Source organism: Pseudoxanthomonas suwonensis, from assembly GCF_000972865.1.
Classification (GTDB): Bacteria; Pseudomonadota; Gammaproteobacteria; order Xanthomonadales; family Xanthomonadaceae; genus Pseudoxanthomonas; species Pseudoxanthomonas suwonensis_B.
In genome coordinates this window covers 513464-537088 of sequence record NZ_CP011144.1, presented here as the reverse complement: position 1 = coordinate 537088, position 23625 = coordinate 513464, and the positions used below count along the sequence as shown (strand labels likewise).

Below are 23625 nucleotides of genomic sequence, written 5' to 3'. Positions count from 1 at the left end.
ATTCGGCTACGAACTGCCGGAAAAGTAGGTACCCTGAAAGCAAAGTCAGTGGATCCAAGTCTCCGTGGGGATGGCCCCACTATTCAGACCTTCCTAACGCCACGGACGCGACACTTCCGTTCCGTGCATAAGCCGAGGGCAGGCGATAACGCGATGACCGTCGAGACCATCAACCCCGCGACCGGCCAGGTCGAATACCGCCACGAGCTGATGGCGCCGGCGCAGGTCGACGCGGTGCTGGCCGCCGCGCAGGCGGCGTTCCCCGGCTGGTCGCAGCGCAGCCTGGAATCGCGAGGAGAGGTGCTGCGCGCGATCGCCGCCGCGCTGCGTAGCCGTCGTGGCGACCTGCAGCAAACCATGACCGCCGAGATGGGCAAGCTGCGCAAGGAGGCGCTGGCCGAGGTCGACAAGTGCGCTGATGCCTGCGACTACTACGCCGCGCACGCCGCCGGCTACCTGCAGGACCAGGCCATCGCCACCGACGGCCGGCGCAGCTACGTGCGCTACGAACCACTGGGCTGCGTGCTGGCGGTGATGCCCTGGAACTTCCCGGTCTGGCAGGTATTCCGCTTCCTTGCCCCGGCGCTGATGGCCGGCAATGTCGCCGTGCTCAAGCACGCCAGCAACGTGCCGCGCTGCGCCGACCTGATCGCGCAGGCGCTGGAGGAGGCCGGATTGCCGCCGGGCGTGTTCGGTGTGCTGCACATCGACAACGAGCAGGCCGCCGCGGTCCTGCGCGACCCGCGCGTGGTCGCGGTGACCCTGACCGGCAGCGAGCGCGCCGGCCGCTCGGTGGCCGGCACCGCCGGCCAGCAACTGAAGAAGTGCGTGATGGAACTGGGCGGCAGCGACGCCTTCGTGGTGCTGGAGGACGCCGACCTGGACCAGGCCGTGGCCGGTGCTGTGGCCTCGCGTTTCGGCAACTCGGGACAGACCTGCATCGCGGCCAAGCGCTTCATCGTGGTGGAAGCCATCGCCGACCGGTTCGTGGAGCGGTTCGCCGAGGCCGCGGCGAAGCTGCGCCTGGGCGATCCGGACGACGCGGCCACCACCCTGGCGCCGCTGGCGCGCCAGGACCTGCGCGACGAACTGCACAAGCAGGTGCGCGACAGCATCGCCAAGGGCGCCAGGCCGCTGCTGGGCTGCGAGCCCGATGCGTCCTACGCCGGCTACCCGGCATCGATCCTCGACGCGGTCGCACCGGGCATGCCGGCCTACGAGGAGGAGTTGTTCGGCCCGGTCGCCAGCATCCTGCGGGTCAAGGACGAGGCCGAGGCCGTGCGGGTGGCCAACGACACGACCTTCGGCCTCGGCGGCAGCGTCTGGAGCGGCGATCCGGAGCGTGGCGAGCGGGTCGCACGGCAGCTGCAGGTCGGCGCGGCCTTCGTCAACGCCATCGTCCGCAGCGACGTGCGCCTGCCGTTCGGCGGGACCAAGCGTTCGGGCTTTGGCCGCGAACTGGCCGAGCACGGCATCCACGAATTCATGAACATCAAGTCCGTCTACGTTGCCTGAGTTGCGCGCGCGGGCGCATGCTGCACGGGGATAGGGAGGGGGCGATGCGCTGGAACCGCCTTGGCTGGGTGGCGATGGCCGTGCTGGCGTTGGCGGTGGCGGCGTACGCCTTTGCCGTCGCGCTCACACCGGAGTGGCGTCCGCCACTGGTGCGCGACCTGTTCGGGCAGCGGCCGCTGGCGGCCTGGGGCCATCTCCTGGGCGGCGGCGTGGCGTTGGCGGCCGGTGCGTTCCAGTTGAACACCCGACTGCGCAACCGCTGGCTGGGCCTGCACCGCTGGCTCGGCCGCGTGTATGCGGCGGCCGTGGGCGTCGGCGGACTGTCGGCGCTGGTACTGGCCCCGCACGCGCTGACCGGGGCGGTGGCCGCGACCGGCTTCGCGCTGCTGGGCCTGTGCTGGCTGGCGACCACCGCGCTGGCGGTGCGGGCGATCCGCGGTCGCCGCCTGGCCGCGCACCGCGACTGGATGGTGCGCAGCTACGCGCTGACCCTGGCGGCGGTGACGCTGCGGATCTACCTGGGATCGAGCCAGCTGGCCGGCATCTCGTTCACGGTCGCGTATCCGGCCATCGCCTGGCTGTGCTGGGTGCCGAACCTGCTGCTGGCGGAGTGGTTCGTGCGCTCGCCGCGGGCGCGCGCCATGCTGGCGGCCAGCGCCGTTCCGGAGCGCTGGCGGCGGATGCCGGAGCCGCCACGCGCCTGAGCGTGCCGCCGCTGCTTGGCGCGGATCGGCGACGGCGATGGAACGGACGGTTACGCGGTTGCCGGTTCCGCGGCGGCCGGTACGCCGCCATCTTGCCGGTCATGCCCATGCCGGAACTGGAGACCCATGCCATGAACGCGTCGCTCGACACCACCCCCGCCCGCATCGTCCGCACGATCCGCGGCCGCGCCACTTCCGACGGCGCCGGGGTCAAGCTGACCCGGGTGATCGGTGGGCCGGACCTGCCGGAACTGGACCCGTTCCTGCTGCTGGACGAGTTCGGCACCGACAAGGCCGAGGACTACATCGCCGGCTTCCCCAGCCATCCGCACCGCGGCTTCGAGACGGTCACCTACATGCTCGACGGGCGCATGCGGCACCAGGACAACCACGGCAACGAGGGCCTGCTGACCCCGGGCAGCGTGCAATGGATGACCGCCGGCCGCGGCCTGGTCCATTCGGAGATGCCCGAGCAGGAGTCCGGGCGCATGCGCGGCTTCCAGCTGTGGGTGAACCTGCCGGCGCGCGAGAAGATGACCGACCCGCGCTACCAGGAGTTCGCCCCCGACCGGATCCCGGTCGCGCGGCCGGCGCCGGGGGTGGAGGTGAAGGTGATCGCCGGCCGGGTCGGCGACACCGTCGGCCCGATCGCGCAGCCGGCCACCGATCCGCTGTATCTGGACATCGCGCTGGAACCGGGCGTGGCCTGGCAGTACGCGCTGCCCGCGGGCCACAACGCCTTCGCCTACGTGTTCGAGGGCGCGCTGGCGGTGGGCGAGGGCGAGGACGCGCGCCCGCTGGAGAACCATGAGATGGGCGTGCTCGGCGGCGGCGGCGCGCTGGCGCTGCGCGCCGGCAGTGGCGGCGCGCGCCTGATCCTGGTCGCCGGCACGCCGCTGCGCGAGCCGGTGGCGCGGCACGGGCCGTTCGTGATGAACACCCGCCAGGAGCTGATGCAGGCCTTCGTCGACTTCCAGGAAGGCCGCTTCTGACGAACGCGCGCCGCGCCGGCCGGCCCGGCGCCGGCGCGGAAGGTCCGCGGCGTCAGTACAGGGCGATACCCCGCGCCAGCGACAGCAGCTGCTGCAGTTCGTCGTCGCTGGCCGCGTCGACCCAGACCTGGGCGTAGCGCTTCTTGCCCAGTTCCACCACCGTGACCCGTTTGCGCTCGCTGGTCGGTGCGACGATTTCCGGCTGGTACCAGTGCACCTCGTGCAGGCCGATCGCGCCTTGCTCCTCGCGGTAGCGGCGGCGCAGGGTGACGGTCGGCTGGCTGGTCAGCATCACCCCGAGCACCTGCCGCTCGCCGTCCAGCGCCCGGCAGACGGTGAAGCCGTCGCCGGCCTGCTGCTGCCAGTGCAGGTGGGAGCCGGCGGGCAGGGCCGGGCAGGCGGCCTCCTGCGCAGCGGCGGGCACCGCCCAGGCGGCGGCGAGCAGTGCCAGCAAGCGAAGCTTGTTCATGACGCGTTCCCCCGGCCTGCGTGCAGGCCCATGTTCCCCGGATCGCGTGCGGGCGGCGCAGCCGCGTGGCGTGGGCGGTGCATGCCGGAGCCGGCGCGATCCGCTGCGCCCGCACGTTGCTTCCTCCCCCGAGGCCGTCCGTCGCATGTTCGCGCAGGCCGGCCTCCCTCGGCCCGAACTTAACCAGCCTGCCGGGACGATGCAAACGCCGGCCTCAGAAACTGCGCTGGAAGTCGAATTCCTGGCGGCGGCCGTCGGCGACCACGGTGACCCGGGTCCGCAGCGTGTCGCGCGGGCTGATCCGGACGATGCCGACGTGGTCGATGTAGTCGCCGGTGGCGACCTTGCGCAGGGCCACCGCCTGGCGGCGCCCGGCCAGGTCGACCACCTCGGCGGTGACCTCGCCGTCGGCCGCGGTCTCGTCGCCGTCGCCGGTCGGGCGGCGCAACGCCACCACCAGCAGGGCCGAATCGGGCGCCCGGACCACGCCGTACTCGCGCGCCACCGCCTCGCCCAGCGCCAGGGTGGGCAGCAGGTTGTAGCGGGCGCGCAGCGGGCCCTGCAGGTCGGTGGCGCTGGGCGCGGGCGGGACGAAGCGGGCCGGCTCCGGCGCCGGCCCGCCGCAGGCGGCCAGGGCCAGGACCACTCCCAGGGCCGCCAGCCGGAAGCGGGCGCGGCTCACGGATCGCCCGCCGCGGCCAGCGCGGCGCCCCGCTCGCGGGCGGCATGCACGGCGCGCGCGACCAGCGCCTCGAAGCCGCCGGCCTGGAAGGCCTCGATCGCCGCCTGGGTGGTGCCGCCGGGCGAGGTGACCCGCCGGCGCAGTTCGGCCGGCGCCTCGCCGGCCTCGTCGAGCATGCGCCCGGCGCCGAGCAGGGTCTGCACCACCAGGGTGCGCGCGTCGGCGGCCGGCAGGCCCTCGGCCACCGCCGCCGCCTCCATCGCTTCGGCCAGCAGGAAGGCATAGGCCGGGCCGCTGCCGGAGACCGCGGTCACCGCGTCGACCAGCTCCTCGCGCTCGACCCAGACCGTGGCGCCGGCGCTGGACAGCAGCTCGTCGGCGCGGTTGCGCTGCGCCGCATCGACGCCGTTGCCGGCGTACAGGCCGGTCACGCCGGCGCCGAGCAGGGCGGGGGTGTTGGGCATGCAGCGCACCACCGGCAGCCCGCCGCCGAGCCACTGCTGCAGCCGGGCCACCGGGATGCCGGCGGCGATCGACACCACCAGCGGCCGCTGCGCCTGCGCCGCCGCGGCCAGCGGCTCGCAGGCCGCGCGCATCATCTGCGGCTTGACCGCCAGCAGCCACAGGCCGGCGCCGGCGACCGCCGCCTCGCCGCGCTCGAACGCCTGCACGCCGAAATCGGCCACCAGCGCCTCGCGCGCCGCCGCCACCGGTTCGGCGACGCGGATCCGGCGGGTGTCGGCGCCGCGCCGGGCCAGGCCGCCGATCAGGCTGCGGGCCATGTTGCCGCCGCCGATGAAGGCGAGGCTGTCGTGTTCGCGGGTCGGTTCGGTCATCGCAGGGGATTCTCTGAAGAAGGGGGGCGGGAATGCGCCCGGCCGCTCACCCGGGCCGCGGCCCGAACAGGGCAGTGCCGATCCGCACCAGGGTGGAGCCCTCGGCGATGGCGACGGCGAAGTCGTCGCTCATGCCCATCGACAGGGTATCGACCCCGGCGTGGCGGGCGGCCAGTTCGTCGAACAGCACGCGCATGCGCCGGAACGCCGGGCGCCGCTGCTCGGGATCCGGGTGCGGCACCGGGAGTGACATCAACCCGCGCAGCGCCAGCCGCGGCTCGTCGGCGACCCGTTCGGCCAGTGCCGGCAGCTCGTCGGGTCGGCACCCGGACTTGCCGGCCTCGTCCTCCACGTTCACCTGGATGAGCACGTTCAGCGGACTGCGCGCCGGGTCGCGGTGGCGGGCCAGGGCGGCTGCCACGCTCGGCCGGTCCACGCTCTGCACCCAGTCGAACACCTCCGCGGCCAGCGCCGCCTTGTTCGACTGCAGGTAGCCGATCAGGTGCCATTGCAGGGACGGATGTGCCTCGCCCAGGGCCCGGCGCTTGGCCGCGGCCTCCTGCACGTAGTTCTCGCCGAAGGACCGCTGGCCGGCCGCGGCCAGTGCCGCGACCGCCTCGGGCGGATGGGTCTTGGACACCGCCAGCAGGGCAGGGGGTGGCCGGCCCGCCGCGTCGGCCGCGTTCACAATGCGCTGCAACACGGTTCGCAGGCGGTCGGCGGGCATGGATGGACGGACCATTGGCGGCAGCGATGGGAGCGCTATACTGCCCCGCGGGGATGTATCGTTCCAGCCTGCGCCGATGCGCAGGCTACTGGTGGATCAAGGGGGAACACGCGCATGGATATCGCCGAACTGCTGGCCTTCTCGGTCAAGAACAAGGCTTCCGACCTCCACCTGTCGGCCGGCCTGCCGCCGATGATCCGGGTCGACGGCGACGTCCGCCGGATCAACATCCCGGCCCTGGACCACAAGCAGGTGCACGCGCTGGTCTACGACATCATGTCGGACAAGCAGCGGCGCGACTACGAGGAGTTCCTCGAGGTCGACTTCTCGTTCGAGATCCCCTCGCTGGCCCGCTTCCGCGTCAACGCGTTCAACCAGAACCGCGGCGCCGGCGCAGTGTTCCGCACCATCCCCTCCGACGTGCTGACCCTGGAGGACCTGGGCTGCCCGCCGATCTTCCGCGAACTGATCAACCAGCCGCAGGGCCTGATCCTGGTCACCGGCCCGACCGGCTCGGGCAAGTCGACCACGCTGGCGGCGATGATCGACCACATCAACAAGGACGAGTACGGGCACATCCTCACCGTCGAGGACCCGATCGAGTTCGTCCACACCTCGCAGAAGTGCCTGATCAACCAGCGCGAGGTGCACCGCGACACCCACGGCTTCAACGAGGCCCTGCGCTCGGCGCTGCGCGAGGACCCGGACTACATCCTGGTCGGCGAAATGCGCGACCTGGAGACCATCCGCCTGGCGCTGACCGCCGCCGAGACCGGCCACCTGGTGTTCGGCACCCTGCACACCTCCAGCGCGGCCAAGACCATCGACCGCATCATCGACGTGTTCCCCGCCGGCGAGAAGCCGATGGTCCGCTCGATGCTGTCCGAGTCGCTGCGCGCGGTGATCTCGCAGGCGCTGCTGAAGAAGGTCGGCGGCGGCCGCACCGCGGCCTGGGAAATCATGGTCGGCACCCCGGCCATCCGCAACCTGATCCGCGAGGACAAGGTCGCGCAGATGTACTCGGCGATCCAGACCGGCCAGCAGTACGGCATGATGACCCTGGACCAGCACCTGCAGGACCTGGTCAAGCGTGGCCTGGTCACCCGCCACCAGGCCAAGGAATACGCCAAGGACAAGCGTCTGTTCGAGTGACGGCCGCGGCATAGCCCGGCCCGACACCCACGCACTTCCGGAGCACCGCCATGAGCAGCATCGACTTCACCTCGTTCCTCAAGCTGATGGCGCACCAGAAGGCGTCGGACCTGTTCATCACCGCGGGCATGCCGCCGTCGATGAAGGTCCACGGCAAGATCAGCCCGATCACGCAGACCCCGCTCACGCCGCAGCAGAGCCGCGACCTGGTGCTGAACGTGATGACGCCGGCGCAGCGCGAGGAGTTCGAGAAGACCCACGAGTGCAACTTCGCGATCGGCGTGGCAGGCGTCGGCCGCTTCCGCGTCAGCTGCTTCTACCAGCGCAACCAGGTGGGCATGGTCCTGCGCCGGATCGAGACCAAGATCCCGACGGTGGAGGAGCTGAACCTGCCGCCGATCATCAAGACGCTGGCGATGACCAAGCGCGGCATCATCCTGTTCGTCGGCGCCACCGGCACCGGCAAGTCGACCTCGCTGGCGGCGATGATCGGCTACCGCAACCAGAACTCGACCGGCCACATCATCACCATCGAGGACCCGATCGAGTTCGTGCACAAGCACGAGGGCTGCATCATCACCCAGCGCGAGGTCGGCATCGACACCGACACCTGGGAGAACGCGCTGAAGAACACCCTGCGCCAGGCGCCGGACGTGATCATGATCGGCGAGGTCCGCACCCGCGAGGGCATGGACCACGCCGTCGCCTTCGCCGAGACCGGCCACCTGGTCCTGTGCACCCTGCACGCCAACAACGCCAACCAGGCGATGGACCGCATCATCAACTTCTTCCCCGAGGACCGGCGCGGCCAGCTGTTGATGGACCTGTCGCTGAACCTCAAGGGCGTGGTCGCCCAGCAGCTGATACCGACCCCGGACGGCAAGGGCCGCCGGGTGGCGATGGAGATCCTGCTGGGCACGCCGCTGGTCCAGGACTACATCCGCGACGGCGAGATCCACAAGCTCAAGGAAGTGATGAAGGAGTCCACCAACCTGGGCATGAAGACCTTCGACCAGAGCCTGTTCGAGCTGTACCAGGCCGGCGAGATCAGCTACGAGGACGCGCTGCGCTACGCCGACTCGCAGAACGAGGTGCGCCTGCGCATCAAGCTGTCCCAGGGCGGCGACGCACGCACCCTGGCGCAGGGGCTGGACGGCGTCGAGATCGCAGAAGTGCGGTAACGGATGCAGATGCAGCGGGCGCCGTCCTGCGGCGCCCGGCCGGTCGTGCGCGGGCGACGGTATGGCCGGTTCCACAGGGGGTCGCCATCACAGGGGGAATCCATGCAGTCGGACGTTCCGAATCCGTACCAGGCGCCTGCCGCCATCGCCGCACCTCAGGGCCTGCCGCCCCGCCTGGAGGCCGCGGCGGTCGACACCACCGCGCTGTTCGCGCCACCCGCCCTCAAGCTGGTGGTGATGTCGTCCTGCACCTTCGGCCTGTACGTGCTGTACTGGTTCTACTGCAACTGGAAGGCGATCAAGCTGATCGACCGCCCGGACGTCATGCCATTCTGGCGCGCGCTGTTCTCGCCGATCTGGGCCTACAGCTGCTTCAAGGCGATGGCGGGCATCGCCGAAGGTCGCCGCCGCTCCCTCGGCTTCTCGCCCGGCGCGCTGGCGATCAGCTATTTCCTGCTCAACCTGGCCTCGCGCCTGCCCGATCCGTACTGGGTGCTCAGCTTCCTGATCTTCGTGCCGCTGCTGCCGGTCAATTCCCTGGCGCGGGCCTACAACCAGGCCGAGCGCATCGGCGACCCGGTCGCCGATGAGTATTCGGTCTGGAACTGGTTGGCGATCGTGTTCGGCGGCGGCGTCCTGCTGCTGCTGCTCCTGGGCCTGATGCTTCCCGATACTTCCTACTAGTTGCGGCTCGGGCGCCGCACCGTCGGTCAGTACCATCGAGGCCGCCTTCGGGCGGCCTCGCCGTTTTCGGCGGAGGAGGCGCGGGACCGCATGCGGCCAGGAGCCGGCTGGTGTCTAATACGCGCCCCCAACGCGGTACCGCAAACGTGAATCCCCCCGATCCGGACCTCCGGCCCGGGCAGGAAACCCTGCCCGAAGACGGCGCCGTCGTCACCGCCGGCCCGCTGACCCCGCCCCCCGATTCCGCAGGAACCGAGGCGGGCGACCGTGCTTTTCACCATTCGGTGGCCGAGGACGTCCAGGGCATGGTCCTGGCCACGCTGGTGGCCTCGCTGGGCCTGACCGTGTTCGCCCAGGGCGGGATCATGATCGGCGGCATGGCCGGGGTCTCGTTCCTGCTGCACTACGCGCTGGGCTGGAACTTCGGCCTGGTTTTCGTGCTGGTGAACCTGCCGTTCTACTGGATCGCGGTGCGGCGGATGGGCTGGGAGTTCACCCTCAAGACCTTCGCCGCGGTCGGCGCCTGCGGCCTGCTCACCGACCTGCTGCCGCGCTGGGCGTCCTGGTCGCAGATGACCGGCCTGTATTCGGCGCTGGTCGGCGGGGCTCTGTGTGGGCTGGGCATCCTGTTCTTCATCCGCCACCGTGCCAGCCTGGGCGGCATCGGCATCCTGGCGGTGTACCTGCAGCGCGAACGCGGGATCAGCGCCGGCAAGGTGCAGCTGGCGTTCGACTCGGTGCTGATGGCCTCGGCGTTGTTCGTGCTGGCGCCGTCGAAGGTGCTTTACTCGGCGATCGGCTCGCTGGTGCTGAGCCTGGTGCTGATGTTCAACCACCGCCCGCACCGCTACATGGGCGTGTAGGGCGGGGCGCGCCGCTCGTGGCCGAACCGCCCGCCGCGCGCGGGACGCCGCGGCGCTAGAATGTCGGCATGTCCGTGCCGAACGACAACCTGGCCAACCAGCTGCTGATCGCGCTGCCGGCCCTGGCCGACCCCAATTTCGCCCGCACCGTGGCCCTGATCTGCCAGCACGACGAGCAGGGCGCGATGGGCGTGGTGGTCAACCGCGCCTCCGAGTACACGCTGGGCCAGGTGCTGTCGCAGATGGGCATCGGCAGCGACGACGAGGCGCTGTGCGCGCGCACCGTGCTGCACGGCGGGCCGGTGCACCAGGAACGCGGTTTCGTCCTGCACGACGGCGGCCGGGAATGGGATTCGAGCCTGCAGGTGGGCGAGGGCCTGTACCTGACCACCTCGCGCGACATCCTCGAGGCGATGGCCGCCGGCGAGGGCCCGGCGCACGCGATCGTGGCCCTGGGCTGCGCCGGCTGGGGCGCCGGGCAGCTGGAATATGAGCTGGGCGAGAACACCTGGTTGACCGCGCCGGTCGACGCCGAGGTGCTGTTCGACCTGCCGCTGGAGCGCCGCTGGCAGACCGCCGCCGGGCGCATCGGCGTGGACGACCTGTTCCGCCTGGCCGACTACAGCGGGCATGCCTGACCCGTCGCCGGCCGCCGCCGCGATGCCGCCGGCCGACGCGATCGTGCTGGGCTTCGACGTCGGCGCGCGGCGCATCGGGGTCGCCGTGGGCAGTGCCCTGGGCGGCGCGCGCGCGGTCGCGGTGGTCGACGTGCGCGAGTCCGGGCCGGACTGGAAGGCGATCGAGCGCCTGCACGGCGAGTGGCGCCCGCGCGGGCTGGTGGTCGGCGATCCGATGACCCTGGACGGCGGCGACCAGCCGATCCGGCGCCGCGCCCGTGCCTTCGCCGGCGAGCTCAAGGCGCGTTTCCGGCTGCCGGTGGCGATGGTCGACGAGCGCTCCAGCTCGGTCGAGGCCGCGCAGCGCTTCGCCCGCGACCGTGCGGCCGGCAACTGCCGCCGCCGCGACGCGGCCGCGCTGGACGCGGCAGCCGCCGCGGTGATCGTCGAGCGCTGGCTCGCCGCGCCGGAGGACGCCACGCCGGTGTAGGAGCCGGGCTTGCCGGCGACTCGCCACCTCTTGTACACAGCTTGCCCATGAAGTCCTGACCCTTGTCCGTCCAGCACCCCGCAACCGGAAGCACCCGTGTCGCGGGCAAGCCCGGCTCCTACACACAGAACCCGAACGACGCCATGACGCCCCAACTCGATTCCGATGGCCGCCTCCGCCACCTGCTGACCCTGGAGGGACTGCCGCGCAGCACCATGCTGCAGCTGCTCGACCGCGCCGGGCAGATCCGCGACGCGGCCGTCGGCCGGGTCGGCAAGCGCACCGTGCTGGCCGGCACCGCGGTGTGCACGCTGTTCTTCGAGCCGTCCACGCGCACGCGCAGTTCGTTCCAGCTGGCCGCGCAGCGGCTGGGCGCGGACGTGCTCAACTTCGACGCCTCGACCTCGTCCACGCGCAAGGGCGAGACCGCGCGCGACACGCTGAAGAACCTGGAGGCGATGGGCGTGCGCGGCTTCGTCGTGCGCCACCCGGACGACGGCGCGGTGCAGGCGCTGGCCGACGTGGCCGGCGAGGGCACCGCGCTGGTCAACGCCGGCGACGGCCGCAGTGCGCACCCGACCCAGGGCCTGCTCGACATGCTGACTCTGCGCCAGGCCAGGGGTGGCGACTTCGCGAAGCTGAAGGTGCTGATCGTCGGCGACGTGAAGCATTCGCGGGTGGCGCGTTCGGACCTGCACGCGTTGCGTGCGCTCGGCGCCGGGGAGGTCCGCGTCTGCGGCCCGGCGGCGTTGCTGCCGGAGGCGGACATCACCGCCGGTTGCGTGGTCGGCACGGACTTCGACGCGATGCTCGAGGGCGTGGACGCGGTGATGATGCTGCGCCTGCAGCGCGAGCGGATGGAGGAGGGGCTGGTGCCGTCGCTGGAGGACTACCACGCGCGCTACGGCCTGACCGTCGAGCGGCTCGGGCGTGCGGCGCCCGAGGCGGCGGTGCTGCATCCGGGCCCGATCAACCGCGGGGTGGAGATCACCGACGAGGTCGCGGACGGTCCGCAGTCGTGGGTGCTGCGCCAGGTTGCCAATGGCGTGGCCGTGCGCATGGCGGTGCTGGAGCATCTGCTCGGCTGACGCCGGGTAGGGCGGGTGCCTGCGATGGCAACCGCGACGGTGGTAACCGCAACCGCAACCGCAACCGCACAATCAAAAGCGCCGGGTGTGGTCGGCTTCGGGCTGAGCCGTGGCAGGCCGGGGGTATTGCGGTCGTCTCGACGGCACATCCCTGTGCCGACTCGCCGACGTGGCCATCCATGGCCACTGCCGCAATACCCCCGGCCCGCCACGTCTTCGGGAGCTTTTGGGTCGTGGCTCCGTTCACAGGCGATGAGCCGCGCACGGCTTTTTGTAGGAGCGGGCATGACCGCGACCCGACGCCGTCGGCGCAGGCGACGCCCCCGTGATTCCGACGCCCGTGTCGCGGTCATGCCCGCTCCTACAAAAAGCGGCGCTGTCGCGGATTCGCCCCCCTCCCTTTCGCCGCAGACGAAGGGGAGGGCCGAAGGGTGCCTTTGCCTTTGTTCGTCCAATCGAAGCCACACCCCCAAAGCTCCCGAGGCCGTCGTGCCGAGGGGGTCTGGCGCAAGCAGCACATGGATGCGCTGCGGTCGCGACTTGGAGGCAGGACGCCGGAGCGGAGCGATGCGCCATACCCCCTGGGCGCGGCGACCCCTTCCGAAGCCAGCGCTTTTTCTCCAGCTACCAGACACACGCGGCCCGATCCGGGGCCGAGGCTTGTGATCTGGAGCAAAAAAGCAAAGCACCCCTCCCCGGTCCTCCCCTTCACCTGCGGCGAAAGGGAGGGAGAAGAGCACGGCTGCTGCTGGCGCGGTCGGTCACTTCAATATCGCGTGGATGACCGCGCCATGCGCATCAGTCGGCCGCGATCGCCGCTGCTGCACCGGTGGAGTCGGCGGCGGTGATCTGCCGCGCCGACTCGACCAGGTCGACGAACTCGCGGCGCAGGCCCCAGCGGTCCTCGCCGACGGCGCCGCGGGCGCTGGTGGCCACGTCGTCCCAGGTCCAGCCCTCGACATTGGTGCCGCCGCGCAGCAGGTCGGCGTAGCCGGCGACCGCGGCGGCGAAGTGCAGCGATTCGCTCGGCTGCGCGCGCAGCGAGGAGCGCAGCACCGGGGTTTCGACCAGCCGGCTGCGCTCCTGCCCGGGCAGCTTGTAGCGCAGGCGCAGGTGGGCCAGTTCGCCGCCCTTGGCGTCACCCGTCGTGGCGCTGCCGTAGCGCAGCGGCGGCAGACGTTCGCCACCGGAGCCGACCAGCGCGATCTCGTACAGCGCGGTGACCTCGTGGCCGGCACCGATGTCGCCGGCGTCGACCCGGTCGTTGGCGAAGTCCTCGCGGGCCAGCAGCCGGTTCTCGTAGCCGACCAGGCGGTACTCGGCCACCTGCGCCGGGTTGAACTCGATCTGGATCTTGACGTCGTTGGCGATGGTCAGCAGCGTGGCCTGCATCTGTTCGACCAGTACCTTGCGCGCCTCCTCGGGCGTGTCGATATAGGCGTGGTTGCCGTCGCCGGCGTCGGCCAGGCGCTCGGCCATCGCGTCGTGGTAGTTGCCCTGGCCGAAGCCGAGGGTGGACAGGGCGATCCCGGACCTGCGCTGGTCGGCGACCCAGGTCTCCAGCGTGCCGCGGTCGACGGTGCCGACGTTGAAGTCGCCGTCGGTGGCCAGCAGGATCCGGTTCACGCCGCCTTCGACGAAGCCCTGGCGCGCCACCGCGTAGGCCAGGCGGATGCCGTCGCCGCCGTTGGTGCTGCCGCCGGCCTGCAGCCGTTCCAGCGCGGCCAGGATCTCGGCGTGGCGGTCGCCGGGCGTGGGCGGCAGCACCAGACCTGCCGAACCGGCGTAGACCACGATCGAGACCCGGTCCTGCGCGCGCAGCTGCGGCACCAGTTGGGCGAAGGCCTGCTTGAGCAGCGGCAGCTTGTCCGGCGAGTGCATCGAGCCGGAGGTGTCGATCAGGAACACCAGGTTGGCCGGCGGCAGCTGCGCCTTGGCCACGTCGTAGCTCTTGATCCCGACCATCAGCAGCTGCCGCTTCGGGTTCCAGGGCGAGGGCGCCAGTTCGGTGGTCACCCGGAACGGCACCTCGCGGGTGGCCGGCGCCGGATGCCCGTAGCCGAAGTAGTTGAGGAACTCCTCGACCCGCACCGCGTCGGCCGGCGGGCGCACGCCCTGGCGCAGCATCCGCCGCACGTTGGCGTAGCTGCCGGTGTCCACGTCGATGGAAAAGGTCGACAGCGGCTGCTCGCCAGTGCGCTGCACCGGATTGTCGTCGCGCGCCGCATAGCGTTCGGTGTTGGCCGGTGGGGCGATGGGGACCTGGAGGTAAGCCGTGGCCGGCGCGATGGCCGCCTGCCGCCGCTGCATGTCCATCAACGCGGCGGGGGCGGGCGGGGACGGTGGAGGCGCGGCGGCGTAGGTGTCGGTCGGCCGCGGCCCGGCGATTTCCTTCGCCGTTGCCGCGGCGGCGTCGGCCTCGGCCGCTTCGGTGCGCGCGGTGGAGGGGCCGGAGCGGCAGGCGGACAGGGCCAGGGCCAGCAGCAGGATGCCGCCGCTGGCGGCGGCCTGGAACAATGGGGACGGCGGGGCGTTGCGCATGTCGGTACTCCCGGGTTGGACGGGAGATCGAACGCGCCAGCCGCGGCGGCGGGGTTAAACCCCGGCGATGCGGTCCCGGGCTAGCCGAGGAACAGCCACACCGCGCTGAGGCCGCCGGCGAACAGCAGGCCCAGGCTGATCGCGAACACGGCCCGGTAGTGCGGGACGAAGCGGTCCTGCTCGATGTCGCGGCTGACCCGCCAGAACCGCCACAGCGACCACAGCAGCAGGCCCAGGCCGATCACCACCATGCCCAGGCCGATGTTGCCGGTGTCGCGCAGCATGCGCGAGGGCGCCTCGGCGATCTGGTCGTTCTGCTGCAGGTAGATGCTGAAGCGGTTGAGGGTGATGCCGAAGCCGATCAGCGACACCGTGGTGCGCAGGTAGGCCAGGTGGGTGCGCTCGTTGGCCAGGTGCGAACGCAGGTCCGCCAGGCTGGTGCGCTCGGCGGCCAGTTCGTTGGAGGTCTTGGCGGGCTCGGTCATCGCGGTCTCCTCGTGCAGGTTGCGTCCTCGTCCCGGCCGCCGGCACCGCCGGGCGTCAGGCGACCATCGGCTGGAATTCGATGCCCAGCCCGGGCATGCCTTCCTTCTCCGCCAGCAGGTCGGCGCGCAGCAGCGGGCGGGTCTCGATCCAGTCCCGGTCCAGCACCAGCTGCAGGCGGTTGCCGCCGACCGATGCGGCCAGCATGGCGATGTCGTCGCCATCGTGCGAGCGGTGCAGCAACACCGCCAGGCGCAGCAGCGCGGCCTTGCGCCGGGCCGACAGCAGCAGGCGGTCGGGCAGGGCGTCGAAGGCGCTCTTCGGCACGCCGCGACGGTGGGTGCGGACCAGCGCGGCCAGGACCTGCTGTTCCTGCCGCGAGAAGCCGGCGATGTCCGAGTGCTCGAGCACGTAGGCGCCGTGCACGTGGTACTGGCTGTGGGCGATGGCCAGGCCCAGCTCGTGCAGGCGCGCGGCCCAGCCGAGCATGCGCGCGTCGTCATCGTCCAGCGCCCAGTCGCTGGCGACCTGTTCGAACAGGCGCATCGCGGTGCCTTCCACGCGCGCGGCCTGGATCTCGTCGATGCCGTAGCGCCGGGTCAGCGCCTGCACCGAGGCGTCGCGCGGGTCGGCGGCGCCGCCGCGGCCGAGCATGTCGTAGAGGATGCCTTCGCGCATGGCCGCCTTGCTCACCAGTAGTTTCTGCAGGCCCAGGGCCTGGAATGCGGCCTCCAGCACCAGCACGCCGCCGGCGATGATCGGGCGGCGGTCGCCGGACAGGCCGGGCAGGTCGATCTCGTCGATGCTGTCGGCCTGCAGCAGGCGCTCGCGCACCTGCGGCAGCGCCTCGGCGGTGATCGCGCCCTTGGTCAGCTTCATCGCCGCGCAGATCTCGCCGATCGACTTGTGCGTGCCCGAGGAGCCCAGCGCCTCCTGCCAGCCCAGCGCGCGGTACAGCCCGGCGAACTGCTGGAACTCGGCGCTGATCTCGGTCAGCGCGTCCTTCCACTTCTTCTTCGACAGCCGGCCGTTGGGGAAGAAGCGGCGGGTGCTGGCGATGCAGCCGGCCTGCAGGCTCTCGCGCTCCACCGGCTCGAAGCCGTGGCCGATGATGAACTCGGTCGAACCGCCGCCGATGTCGATCACCAGGCGCAGCTGGCCGGGCTTGGGCGGCTGTGCGTGGGCCACGCCCAGGTAGATCAGGCGCGCCTCCTCGCGGCCGGACACCACCTCGATCGGATAGCCCAGCGCCGCCTCGGCCGGTGCCAGGAACGACTGCGGTTGGCGCAGCTGGCGCACGGTGTTGGTGGCCAGCGCGCGCACGTGCAGGCGGCGCACGCCGCGCATGCGCTGGCCGAAGCGGGCCAGGCAGTCCAGCGCGCGCTGCCGCGCCGGCGCGGACAACCCGCCCTCGCCGTCCAGGCCGTCGGCCAGGCGCACGGTCTCGCGCAGACGGTCGACCACGCGCAGCTGGCCCAGCATGTGCTGGGCCAGGACCATGTGGAAGCTGTTGGAGCCCAGGTCGATCGCGGCCAGCGCGTCGCCGTCCTGGACCTGGGGACGGGAAGAGGCGCGTGTCTGCAGGGAGCCGGGCATGGCGCGAATCTTAGCGGATGGCCGGGCCGGCGCCTCCGCGTCCACGCTACAGCGCCTCCAGCAGGGCCTGCTGCGCCGAGTAGGGGGCCTCGCCCTCGCCGGGCGCGCACTTGTGGTAGCGGCCGTCGGCGCCCAGTTCCCAGGCGTTGAGGTTGTCGGCCAGGTAGTTCTGCAGCGCCTCGCGCTGCACCCGTTCGGCCAGCGCCGGCTCGAGGATCGGGAAGCAGGTCTCGACCCGCCGCAGCAGGTTGCGCTCCAGCCAGTCGGCGCTGGCGCCGTACAGGTCCGGCTTGCCGTCGTTGCCGAACCAGTAGACCCGGCTGTGCTCGAGGAAGCGGCCGACGATCGAGCGCACCTTGATGTTGTCCGACACGCCCGGGATGCCCGGGCGCAGGGTGCAGGCGCCGCGCACGATCAGGTCGATCTTCACCCCGGCCTGCGAGGCCGCGTACAGCGCGCGCACCACCTGCGGTTCGTTGAGCGCGTTCATCTTGGCGATGATCCGCCCGGGCCGCCCGGCGGCGGCCAGCCGCGCCTCGCGTTCGATCCGCTGCAGGATCCCGCTGTGCAGGGTGAACGGCGACTGCAGCAGGCGCTTGAGCCGGATCGAGGGCGCCAGCCCGGACAGCTGCTGGAACAGCATGTGCACGTCGTTGCCGATGTCCGCGTCGGCGGTGAGCAGGCTCAGGTCGGTGTAGGCGCGCGCGGTGCCGGAGTGGTAGTTGCCGGTGCCCAGGTGCGCGTAGCGGCGCAGGCGGCGGCCCTCGCGGCGCACGATCAGCAGCATCTTGGCGTGGGTCTTGAACCCGACCACGCCGTACACCACCTGCACCCCGGCCTCCTGCAGGCGGTCGGCCACGCCGAGGTTGGCGTCCTCGTCGAAGCGCGCGCGCAGTTCGACCACCACGGTCACGTCCTTGCCGTTGCGCGCGGCCTGGACCAGCGCGTCGACGATCGCCGAGTCCTTGCCGGTGCGGTACAGGGTCTGCTTGATCGCCAGCACGTCCGGGTCGGTGGCGGCCTGGCTGAGCAGTTCGAGCACGCCGGCGAAGGAGTCGAACGGATGGTGCAGGAGCACGTCGCCGCGCGCGATCCTGCGGAAGATTGCCTCGTCCTCCAGCCGCTTGCGCGACGTGAACGGCGGGTATTTCAGTTCCGGGCGCTGGACCAGGTCGTGGACCTGGATCACCCGGTTGAGGTTGACCGGGCCGTCGATGTAGTAGACCGCGTTCTCGCCCAGTTCGAAGTTCTGCAGCAGGGTGCGCACGATCGGCCTGGGGCAGTCGTGGGCGATCTCCAGCCGCACCGCCGGGCGGTAGCCGCGGCCGACCAGTTCGCTGCGCAGCGCCGAGGCCAGGTTCTCGACCTCGTCCTCGTCCACCACCAGTTCGGAGTTGCGGGTCACCCGGAACTGGTAGGCGCCGCGCACGGTCATGCCCGGGAACAGTTCGTCGACGAACGCGGCCAGCATCGACGACAGCAGCACGAACGCCTGCTTGCCCTTGCCGGCCAGGCTCGGCGGCAGTGCGACGATGCGGCTGAGCGAGCGCGGCGCGCGGACGATGGCCAGGTGGCTGGGGCGCCCGAACGCGTCCATCCCCTCCAGCACCACCACCACGTTCAGCGACTTGTTGAGGATGCGCGGGAACGGATGCGAGGGGTCCAGCCCCAACGGCGACAGCACCGGCATCACCTTGTTGCGGAAATAGGCGCGCAGCCAGCGCCGCTGGCGCGCGTTCCAGCTGTTGCGGCCGAGCACGCCGACCCCGGCCTCGGCCAGCGCCGGCCGGATCACCTCGTTCCAGCAGTGGTACTGCGCGTCGACCAGCTTGGCGGCGCGGTCGTGGATCAGGTCCAGCAGCTGCGCCGGGGCGATGCCGTCGGACTGCGCCGGCAGGCCGAGGTCGACCGCGTGGCGCACGGTGGCGGCGCGGATCTCGAAGAACTCGTCGAGGTTGGTGCAGGAAATGCACAGGAAGCGCAGCCGCTCCAGCAGCGGCACCTGCGGATCCTGGGCCTGCGCCAGCACGCGGAAGTTGAAGTCCAGCTGCGACAGCTCGCGGTTGAGGTACAGCGCCGGGTCGCGCAGGGCGTCGCCGTGCGCGTCGTGCTCGTGGATCGCGGGTCGGGAGTCGGGCAGGGGGGTGTCGGTGTCCATGACGGGGCCTGGGAACGGGAAGTCAGTGGCCGGTGCCGCCGGCCACCGGAAGGGCGAGGGGATCCGCTTCGCGGACCTGCACGCGCTCAGGGCCGAAGTGGACGGCGAACACGCTGCCCTGGCCGACCGTGCTCTCGATCGACAGCCGCGCCTGGTGCAGGCCGAGCACGTGCTTGACGATCGACAGGCCCAGGCCGGTGCCGCCGCTCTCGCGCGATCGGCTGCTGGAGACCCGGTAGAAGCGCTCGGTCAGGCGCGGGATGTGGGTCTCGGGGATGCCGTAGCCGGTGTCGCGCACCGCCAGCATCGCACCCCCGTCGGGCGTGCGCGAGAACTCGACGTCCACCCGGCCGCCGGCGGGGGTGTAGCGGATCGCGTTGGTCACCAGGTTGGAGAAGGCGCTGTGCAGTTCCTGGGTCGAGCCGAGCAGGTCGCAGCCGGCGTGGTCGTGCACTTCGACCGCGTGCCGGCCCTGGCTGTAGGCCTCGGCCTCGCGGCGCAGCGTGGCCAGCATCGGCGCCATCGCCACGGTCTCCTCCGGCAGGCTGTCTCGCGATTCCAGCCGCGACAGGGTCAGCAGGTCCTCGACCAGCCGGGTCATGCGTTGCGACTGCTTCTGCATCTCGGCCAGCATCGGCTGCCACTGCGGGAAGTCGGTCGGGTCGAGCATGTCCAGGTAACCATGGACCACGGTCAGCGGCGTGCGCAGCTCGTGCGAGACGTTGGCGACGAAGTCGCGGCGCATCTGCTCCAGCCGCAGCAGCTTGCTGACGTCGCGCGCCACCAGCAGCCAGTAGTCGTCCGAGTAGGGGATCAGGCGCAGGTTCAGGCGCACGCGGTCGTCCACCGGCGACGGCGCGTCGAGCATGGGCTCGGCGTTGCGCCCGGAGGCCAGCCAGCGCGCCAGCGGCAGCGGCTGCAGCCGGTCGACCACCGAGGCGCCCAGGTCGCGCGGGTGGCGCAGGCCGAGCAGGTCGGTGGCCGCGCGGTTGAACCAGATCGTGCGCTGGGTGTTGCGGTCGACCACCACCACCGCGTCCGGCAGCGCGGCGGCGGCGGCGCGGTAGGCGCGCAGCATGTCCAGCAGGCGGCGCTTGCGCGCGCGCATCTCGCTCTGGCTGCGGTGCAGCAGGTGGTCCAGCTCGTTCCAGGCGCCGGTGCCGTGGGCCGGCTCCCAGCGGCGGCGCGCGGTCAGCCCGAGCAGCACCCGGCGCAGGCGCCAGTAGTGCCAGGCCAGTACGCCCAGCGCGGTGGCGGCCAGCACCCAGCCGACCTGGCCGACCAGCAGCCCCGCCAGCACCGCACCGGCCAGCAGCGCGGCCAGCACCGCGAGCGTGCGCCGCCAGGCCGCGCGCAGGTGCGGCGGCATCCGCTCGATGTTCGTGGCCTTGTCCCGGATGCGCGGTGGCGGCGTGGCGTGGGGGTCGTTCATCCGGTCCGGCGCATCCTGCGCCCTCAGGTGGCGGTCGAGAAGCGGTAGCCGGCGCCGCGCACGGTCTGCACCATGTTGTCGGCGCCAAACGGCTCGAGCGTCTTGCGCAGGCGGCGGATGTGCACGTCGATCGTGCGTTCCTCCACGTACACGCTGCCGCCCCAGACGTGGTCGAGCAACTGCGCGCGGCTGTAGACCCGCTCGGGGTGGGTCATGAAGAAGTGCAGCAGCCGGTACTCGGTCGGGCCGATCGGCACCGCCGCCTCGCCGGCGAACACGCGGTGCGCGGCGCCGTCGATCCGCAGCGTGCCGACCGCGACGCTGCCGTCCTCGTCGTCCTCGCGCGCGCGGCGCATCACCGCGCGGATCCGCGCCAGCAGCTCGCGCGCGGAGAACGGCTTGACCACGTAGTCGTCGACCCCGGCCTCCAGGCCGCCGACCCGGTCGTTCTCCTCGCCGCGGGCGGTGAGCATGATGATCGGCACCTCGCGGGTCAGCGCCTCGCGGCGCCAGCGCCGGGCCAGTTCCAGGCCGCTGGTGCCCGGCAGCATCCAGTCCAGCAGGATCAGGTCCGGCACGCGGTCGGCGATGGCGGCCTGGGCCTCGCGCGCGTCGCCGGCGTGCACGGGCGCGTAGTCGCCCTTGCGCAGGGCGAAGGCGACCATGTCCCGGATCGCGGGCTCGTCATCGACGATCAGGATCTGCTTCTGCACGGCATACCCGACAGGTTGGGGGTGACGGCGGGATTAGACTACCGTCCGATGACCGAATTGTGACAGCGACGGCCGCGCGGGGCAGCGGCGTGTCAGCGGCGTTGCATGTCCGGGTCACGGATGCCCTGGCGGCGCAGTTCCAGCACGGTGGGCGTGATCGCCGCGATGCGGGCATCGACCCGGGCGCGAGTCACGTAGTCCAGGTCGCCGCGCTTCTTCAGGGTCTCCAGCTGGATCAGCGCCTGCTCGGGCCGGCCGTTGAGGAAGGCGGCCTCGGCAAAGGCTTCCGCGGCGCGGTGGGTGTCGCCGGCCTGTTCGCTGGCGCGGGCGTAGGTCTGCTGGAACACCGGGTCGGCGCCGGAGCGGGCCAGCAGCGGGCGCAGCACTTCCTGGGCACGGCGCCCGGCAGCGGCGCCGCCCTGTTCGACCAGCACGCGGGCGTAGGTCAGCGCCACCGGCCGGCTGCCTGGCATCCGCCGCAGCAGTTCGTCGAAGCGGCGGTTGGCCTCGGCGGCGTGGCCGGAGCGCGATTCGGCCTCGGCCAGGGCCAGGACGACCCAGAGGTTGTCGGGATGCTCCTCCAGCAGCGCGGCCAGCTCGCCGGCCGCGGCTGCGGGCTGCCGCGCCATCTGCGCCAGCGCCAGACCGTATTGCTGGGCGTCGGACAGGCCCTTGGGAGAGGCCCGGCGCAGCGCCTCGTACTCGCGGATCGCCGCATCGGGCGTGTTGGCAGTCAGCGCGCGCAGCCGCTCCTGCGCCCAGCCGAACTGGCTGCCGGCGACTTCGGCAACCGGATCGAAGGCCTCGATGCGGAAGCCGGCCGGCAGCAGCGGGTTGCCGGCGGCCGGCGGTGGCGCCTGGATCCGCGTCGGGTCCAGGCGCTCGACCCGCTCGCCGCCGCCGGGCACCGAGGTGGTGGCGGTGACCGTGCCGCGCTTGAGCTGCTCGGCGCGCTGCTTGGCCTCGCCGATGCGGGTGGTGTTGACCGGGTGCGTGCGCAGGTAATCCGGGACGCTGTAGCCGCCCTCGTTGCCGCGCATGGCAAACGACATGCGCTCGAAGAACCCGGCCATCGCGTCGACGTCGTAGCCGCTGCGCGACAGGGTGCGGATGCCGAGCCGGTCGGCTTCCGATTCGTTGGAGCGGGTGTAGTTGATCTGGTTCTGGTGGATCAGCGCCATCGCGCTGGCGATTGCCGCCTGGGTGGCGTCGCCGGAGGAACTGCCGCCGGCGGCCTGCGCGGCCACGATCGCCGCCAGCATGCCCAGCAGGATCGGCACCTGGTCGCGCTGGGCGCGCTCGACCCCGCGCAGCACGTGCTGCTGGGTGACGTGGGCGACCTCGTGCGCCAGCACCGCGGCGACCTCGTCCTCGCGCTCGGCGGTCAGCACCAGGCCGGCGTTCATGCCGATGTAGCCGCCCAGGGTGGCGAAGGCGTTGATCTGCCGGTCCTTGAGCATGAAGAAGGTGTACGGCTGCTCCGGCCGGTCGCTGTTGGCGCCGAGGCGGTTGCCCATCGACTGCAGCCAGTCGTCCAGCAGCGGATCCTCCAGCAGGTAGCCGTAGTTGCGCAGCTCGCGCAGCAGCATTGCGCCGTACTCGGCCTGCTTGGCCGGGGTCAGCAGCTCGCCGGCGGACGATCCGATGTCGGGCAGGCGTGGCTCGTCCTGCGCCGGGGCGCGCAGGGGGGCCAGGGTCAGCGACAGGGCGGCGGCCAGCAGCAGGATGCGCAATCGGGTTCTCCGTGGATCGGCGGGAGGATGGGGGCGGCGCCGCGGATCCGGGTGAATCGGCGGTTAACCCGATGTGTTCCATCCGTGGAGGCTGCCCGGGACGGCGCCGCTACCATATCGGTATTGACCCCATCCGTCCCGCGGAGTTTCCCGTGTCGCTGTCTGCGCCCCCGATCACGATCTATTCCACCGCCATCTGCCCGTACTGCGTGGCCGCCAAGAACTTCCTGAAGAGCCAGGGCCGGGAGTGGACCGAAGTCCGCATCGACCTGGACCTGGCCGAGCGCGAGAAGATGCTGAGCCTGGCCCGCCGCACCAGCGTGCCGCAGATCTTCGTCGGCGACGTCCACGTCGGCGGCTACGACGACATGATGGCCCTGCACCGCGCCGGCCGGCTGCTGCCGCTGCTGGACGGCAAGGCGCCGGAGGCCTCCGCATGAGCGCCGGCCAGGATTCCGCCGGGGATCCGGGTGCCGACCGCGTCCGCGAGTTCACCGAGTTCCGCCAGCGCATGAACCAGCGCATCCTGGCCGAGCCCAACCAGGTGGTGCGCCGCTTCTTCGCCCTCGACACCCAGACCTACCAGGCCGGCGCGCTGGACGTGAAGACCAAGGAACTGCTGGGCCTGGTCGCCTCGCTGGTTCTGCGCTGCGACGACTGCATCAGCTACCACGTGGCCCAGTGCCGGGAAGCCGGGGTGAACCGCGACGAGTTCTTCGAGGCGTTCTCGGTCGGGCTGGTGGTGGGCGGCTCGATCGTGATCCCGCACCTGCGCCGTGCGGTGGATTTCCTGGACCGGCTGGAGACGGGCGAGGGCACCGCAGTGCAGGCCCACGACCACGGCTGAGCGCGCCGGCCCGCCCGTCCGGCGGGCCCCTCCCAAGGTCGATCTGGGGCGTTCACCGCGGATCGGGCATAATTTCACCACAAACTTTCCCCTCCCCCCACGCGCCGCGCCCGCCTTCCGGG

Annotated in this window: 23 protein-coding genes; 12 read left to right on the top strand and 11 right to left on the bottom strand. The window is 71.6% G+C overall.

Going from position 1 to position 23625, the window contains the following annotated elements:
• The first annotated feature begins 153 nt into the window (after window positions 1–153).
• From WQ53_RS02350 to WQ53_RS02340, 3 genes are all read left to right on the top strand, one after another.
• Entirely contained in the window at window positions 154–1515 is a 1362-nt protein-coding gene (locus WQ53_RS02350) for an NAD-dependent succinate-semialdehyde dehydrogenase (RefSeq protein ID WP_052630040.1), read from the top strand.
• A 44-nt stretch (window positions 1516–1559) separates the two neighbouring features.
• Window positions 1560–2219 carry a DUF2306 domain-containing protein gene (locus WQ53_RS02345; RefSeq protein WP_052630038.1) on the top strand — a complete coding sequence of 220 codons (660 nt, stop codon included), beginning with the start codon at window positions 1560–1562 and terminating at the stop codon, window positions 2217–2219.
• A 131-nt stretch (window positions 2220–2350) separates the two neighbouring features.
• Complete coding sequence (locus WQ53_RS02340) at window positions 2351–3211, top strand: pirin family protein (RefSeq protein ID WP_052633873.1); 861 nt, start codon at window positions 2351–2353, stop codon at window positions 3209–3211.
• A 52-nt stretch (window positions 3212–3263) separates the two neighbouring features.
• On the opposite strand, the gene WQ53_RS02335 is transcribed toward WQ53_RS02340, so the two are convergent.
• The 4 genes from WQ53_RS02335 to WQ53_RS02320 all read right to left on the bottom strand — a co-directional run bounded on the left by WQ53_RS02335 (window position 3264) and on the right by WQ53_RS02320 (window position 5925).
• On the bottom strand, window positions 3264–3680 hold the full coding sequence (locus tag WQ53_RS02335; protein ID WP_052630036.1) for a hypothetical protein: 417 nt from the start codon (window positions 3678–3680) through the stop codon (window positions 3264–3266).
• Between the two features lie 214 nt (window positions 3681–3894).
• Window positions 3895–4362 (bottom strand): DUF4426 domain-containing protein, encoded by a 468-nt coding sequence (locus WQ53_RS02330; RefSeq protein WP_052630034.1) that lies wholly within the window; start codon window positions 4360–4362, stop codon window positions 3895–3897.
• Window positions 4359–5198 (bottom strand): pyrroline-5-carboxylate reductase, encoded by an 840-nt coding sequence (proC, locus tag WQ53_RS02325; protein WP_052630032.1) that lies wholly within the window; start codon window positions 5196–5198, stop codon window positions 4359–4361. The genes WQ53_RS02330 and proC overlap by 4 nt, the downstream gene beginning before the upstream one ends.
• Before the next feature lie 46 nt (window positions 5199–5244).
• Window positions 5245–5925 (bottom strand): YggS family pyridoxal phosphate-dependent enzyme, encoded by a 681-nt coding sequence (locus WQ53_RS02320; protein WP_052630030.1) that lies wholly within the window; start codon window positions 5923–5925, stop codon window positions 5245–5247.
• Between the two features lie 114 nt (window positions 5926–6039).
• Here WQ53_RS02320 and WQ53_RS02315 point away from each other — a divergent pair, with 114 nt between their 5' ends.
• The 7 genes from WQ53_RS02315 to WQ53_RS02285 all read left to right on the top strand — a co-directional run bounded on the left by WQ53_RS02315 (window position 6040) and on the right by WQ53_RS02285 (window position 12000).
• Window positions 6040–7077, top strand: a complete 1038-nt coding sequence (locus tag WQ53_RS02315; RefSeq protein WP_052630028.1) for a type IV pilus twitching motility protein PilT — start codon at window positions 6040–6042, stop codon at window positions 7075–7077.
• Window positions 7078–7127: 50 nt separating this feature from the next.
• Window positions 7128–8258 carry a PilT/PilU family type 4a pilus ATPase gene (locus tag WQ53_RS02310; RefSeq protein WP_052630026.1) on the top strand — a complete coding sequence of 377 codons (1131 nt, stop codon included), beginning with the start codon at window positions 7128–7130 and terminating at the stop codon, window positions 8256–8258.
• Window positions 8259–8360: 102 nt separating this feature from the next.
• The gene (locus tag WQ53_RS02305; protein WP_052630024.1) at window positions 8361–8942 is read left to right on the top strand and encodes a hypothetical protein; all 582 of its coding nucleotides are present in this window, start codon (window positions 8361–8363) and stop codon (window positions 8940–8942) included.
• Between the two features lie 188 nt (window positions 8943–9130).
• A complete protein-coding gene (locus WQ53_RS02300; RefSeq protein WP_052633871.1) occupies window positions 9131–9805 on the top strand; it encodes a YitT family protein in 675 nt (224 codons plus the stop codon).
• Between the two features lie 68 nt (window positions 9806–9873).
• Window positions 9874–10443, top strand: a complete 570-nt coding sequence (locus WQ53_RS02295) for a YqgE/AlgH family protein (protein WP_052630022.1) — start codon at window positions 9874–9876, stop codon at window positions 10441–10443.
• Window positions 10436–10912 (top strand): Holliday junction resolvase RuvX, encoded by a 477-nt coding sequence (gene ruvX / locus WQ53_RS02290; RefSeq protein ID WP_052630019.1) that lies wholly within the window; start codon window positions 10436–10438, stop codon window positions 10910–10912. The genes WQ53_RS02295 and ruvX overlap by 8 nt, the downstream gene beginning before the upstream one ends.
• Before the next feature lie 143 nt (window positions 10913–11055).
• The gene (locus WQ53_RS02285) at window positions 11056–12000 is read left to right on the top strand and encodes an aspartate carbamoyltransferase catalytic subunit (protein ID WP_052630017.1); all 945 of its coding nucleotides are present in this window, start codon (window positions 11056–11058) and stop codon (window positions 11998–12000) included.
• A 798-nt stretch (window positions 12001–12798) separates the two neighbouring features.
• Here WQ53_RS02285 and WQ53_RS02280 read toward each other — a convergent pair.
• The 7 genes from WQ53_RS02280 to WQ53_RS02250 all read right to left on the bottom strand — a co-directional run bounded on the left by WQ53_RS02280 (window position 12799) and on the right by WQ53_RS02250 (window position 22656).
• Window positions 12799–14541 carry a vWA domain-containing protein gene (locus WQ53_RS02280; RefSeq protein WP_082112803.1) on the bottom strand — a complete coding sequence of 581 codons (1743 nt, stop codon included), beginning with the start codon at window positions 14539–14541 and terminating at the stop codon, window positions 12799–12801.
• An 80-nt stretch (window positions 14542–14621) separates the two neighbouring features.
• Window positions 14622–15026: a YidH family protein gene (locus WQ53_RS02275; protein ID WP_052630013.1), complete on the bottom strand. Its 405-nt coding sequence runs from the start codon at window positions 15024–15026 to the stop codon at window positions 14622–14624.
• Between the two features lie 55 nt (window positions 15027–15081).
• Window positions 15082–16620 (bottom strand): exopolyphosphatase, encoded by a 1539-nt coding sequence (gene ppx, locus WQ53_RS02270; protein WP_052630011.1) that lies wholly within the window; start codon window positions 16618–16620, stop codon window positions 15082–15084.
• A 46-nt stretch (window positions 16621–16666) separates the two neighbouring features.
• Window positions 16667–18778, bottom strand: coding sequence for a polyphosphate kinase 1 (gene ppk1, locus WQ53_RS02265; protein WP_082112802.1), 2112 nt, complete (start codon window positions 18776–18778; stop codon window positions 16667–16669).
• A 22-nt stretch (window positions 18779–18800) separates the two neighbouring features.
• Window positions 18801–20147, bottom strand: a complete 1347-nt coding sequence (gene phoR / locus WQ53_RS02260) for a phosphate regulon sensor histidine kinase PhoR (protein ID WP_052633867.1) — start codon at window positions 20145–20147, stop codon at window positions 18801–18803.
• An 86-nt stretch (window positions 20148–20233) separates the two neighbouring features.
• Window positions 20234–20923: a phosphate regulon transcriptional regulator PhoB gene (gene phoB / locus WQ53_RS02255; RefSeq protein ID WP_052630009.1), complete on the bottom strand. Its 690-nt coding sequence runs from the start codon at window positions 20921–20923 to the stop codon at window positions 20234–20236.
• 92 nt (window positions 20924–21015) lie between these two features.
• Window positions 21016–22656 (bottom strand): M48 family metalloprotease, encoded by a 1641-nt coding sequence (locus WQ53_RS02250; protein WP_052630007.1) that lies wholly within the window; start codon window positions 22654–22656, stop codon window positions 21016–21018.
• Window positions 22657–22727: 71 nt separating this feature from the next.
• On the opposite strand from WQ53_RS02250, the gene grxC reads away from it, so the two are divergent.
• Both grxC and WQ53_RS02240 read left to right on the top strand, forming a co-directional pair.
• Complete coding sequence (gene grxC / locus WQ53_RS02245) at window positions 22728–23096, top strand: glutaredoxin 3 (RefSeq protein WP_082112801.1); 369 nt, start codon at window positions 22728–22730, stop codon at window positions 23094–23096.
• On the top strand, window positions 23093–23503 hold the full coding sequence (locus tag WQ53_RS02240) for a carboxymuconolactone decarboxylase family protein (protein WP_052630005.1): 411 nt from the start codon (window positions 23093–23095) through the stop codon (window positions 23501–23503). The genes grxC and WQ53_RS02240 overlap by 4 nt, the downstream gene beginning before the upstream one ends.
• The last annotated feature ends 122 nt before the right edge of the window (window positions 23504–23625 follow it).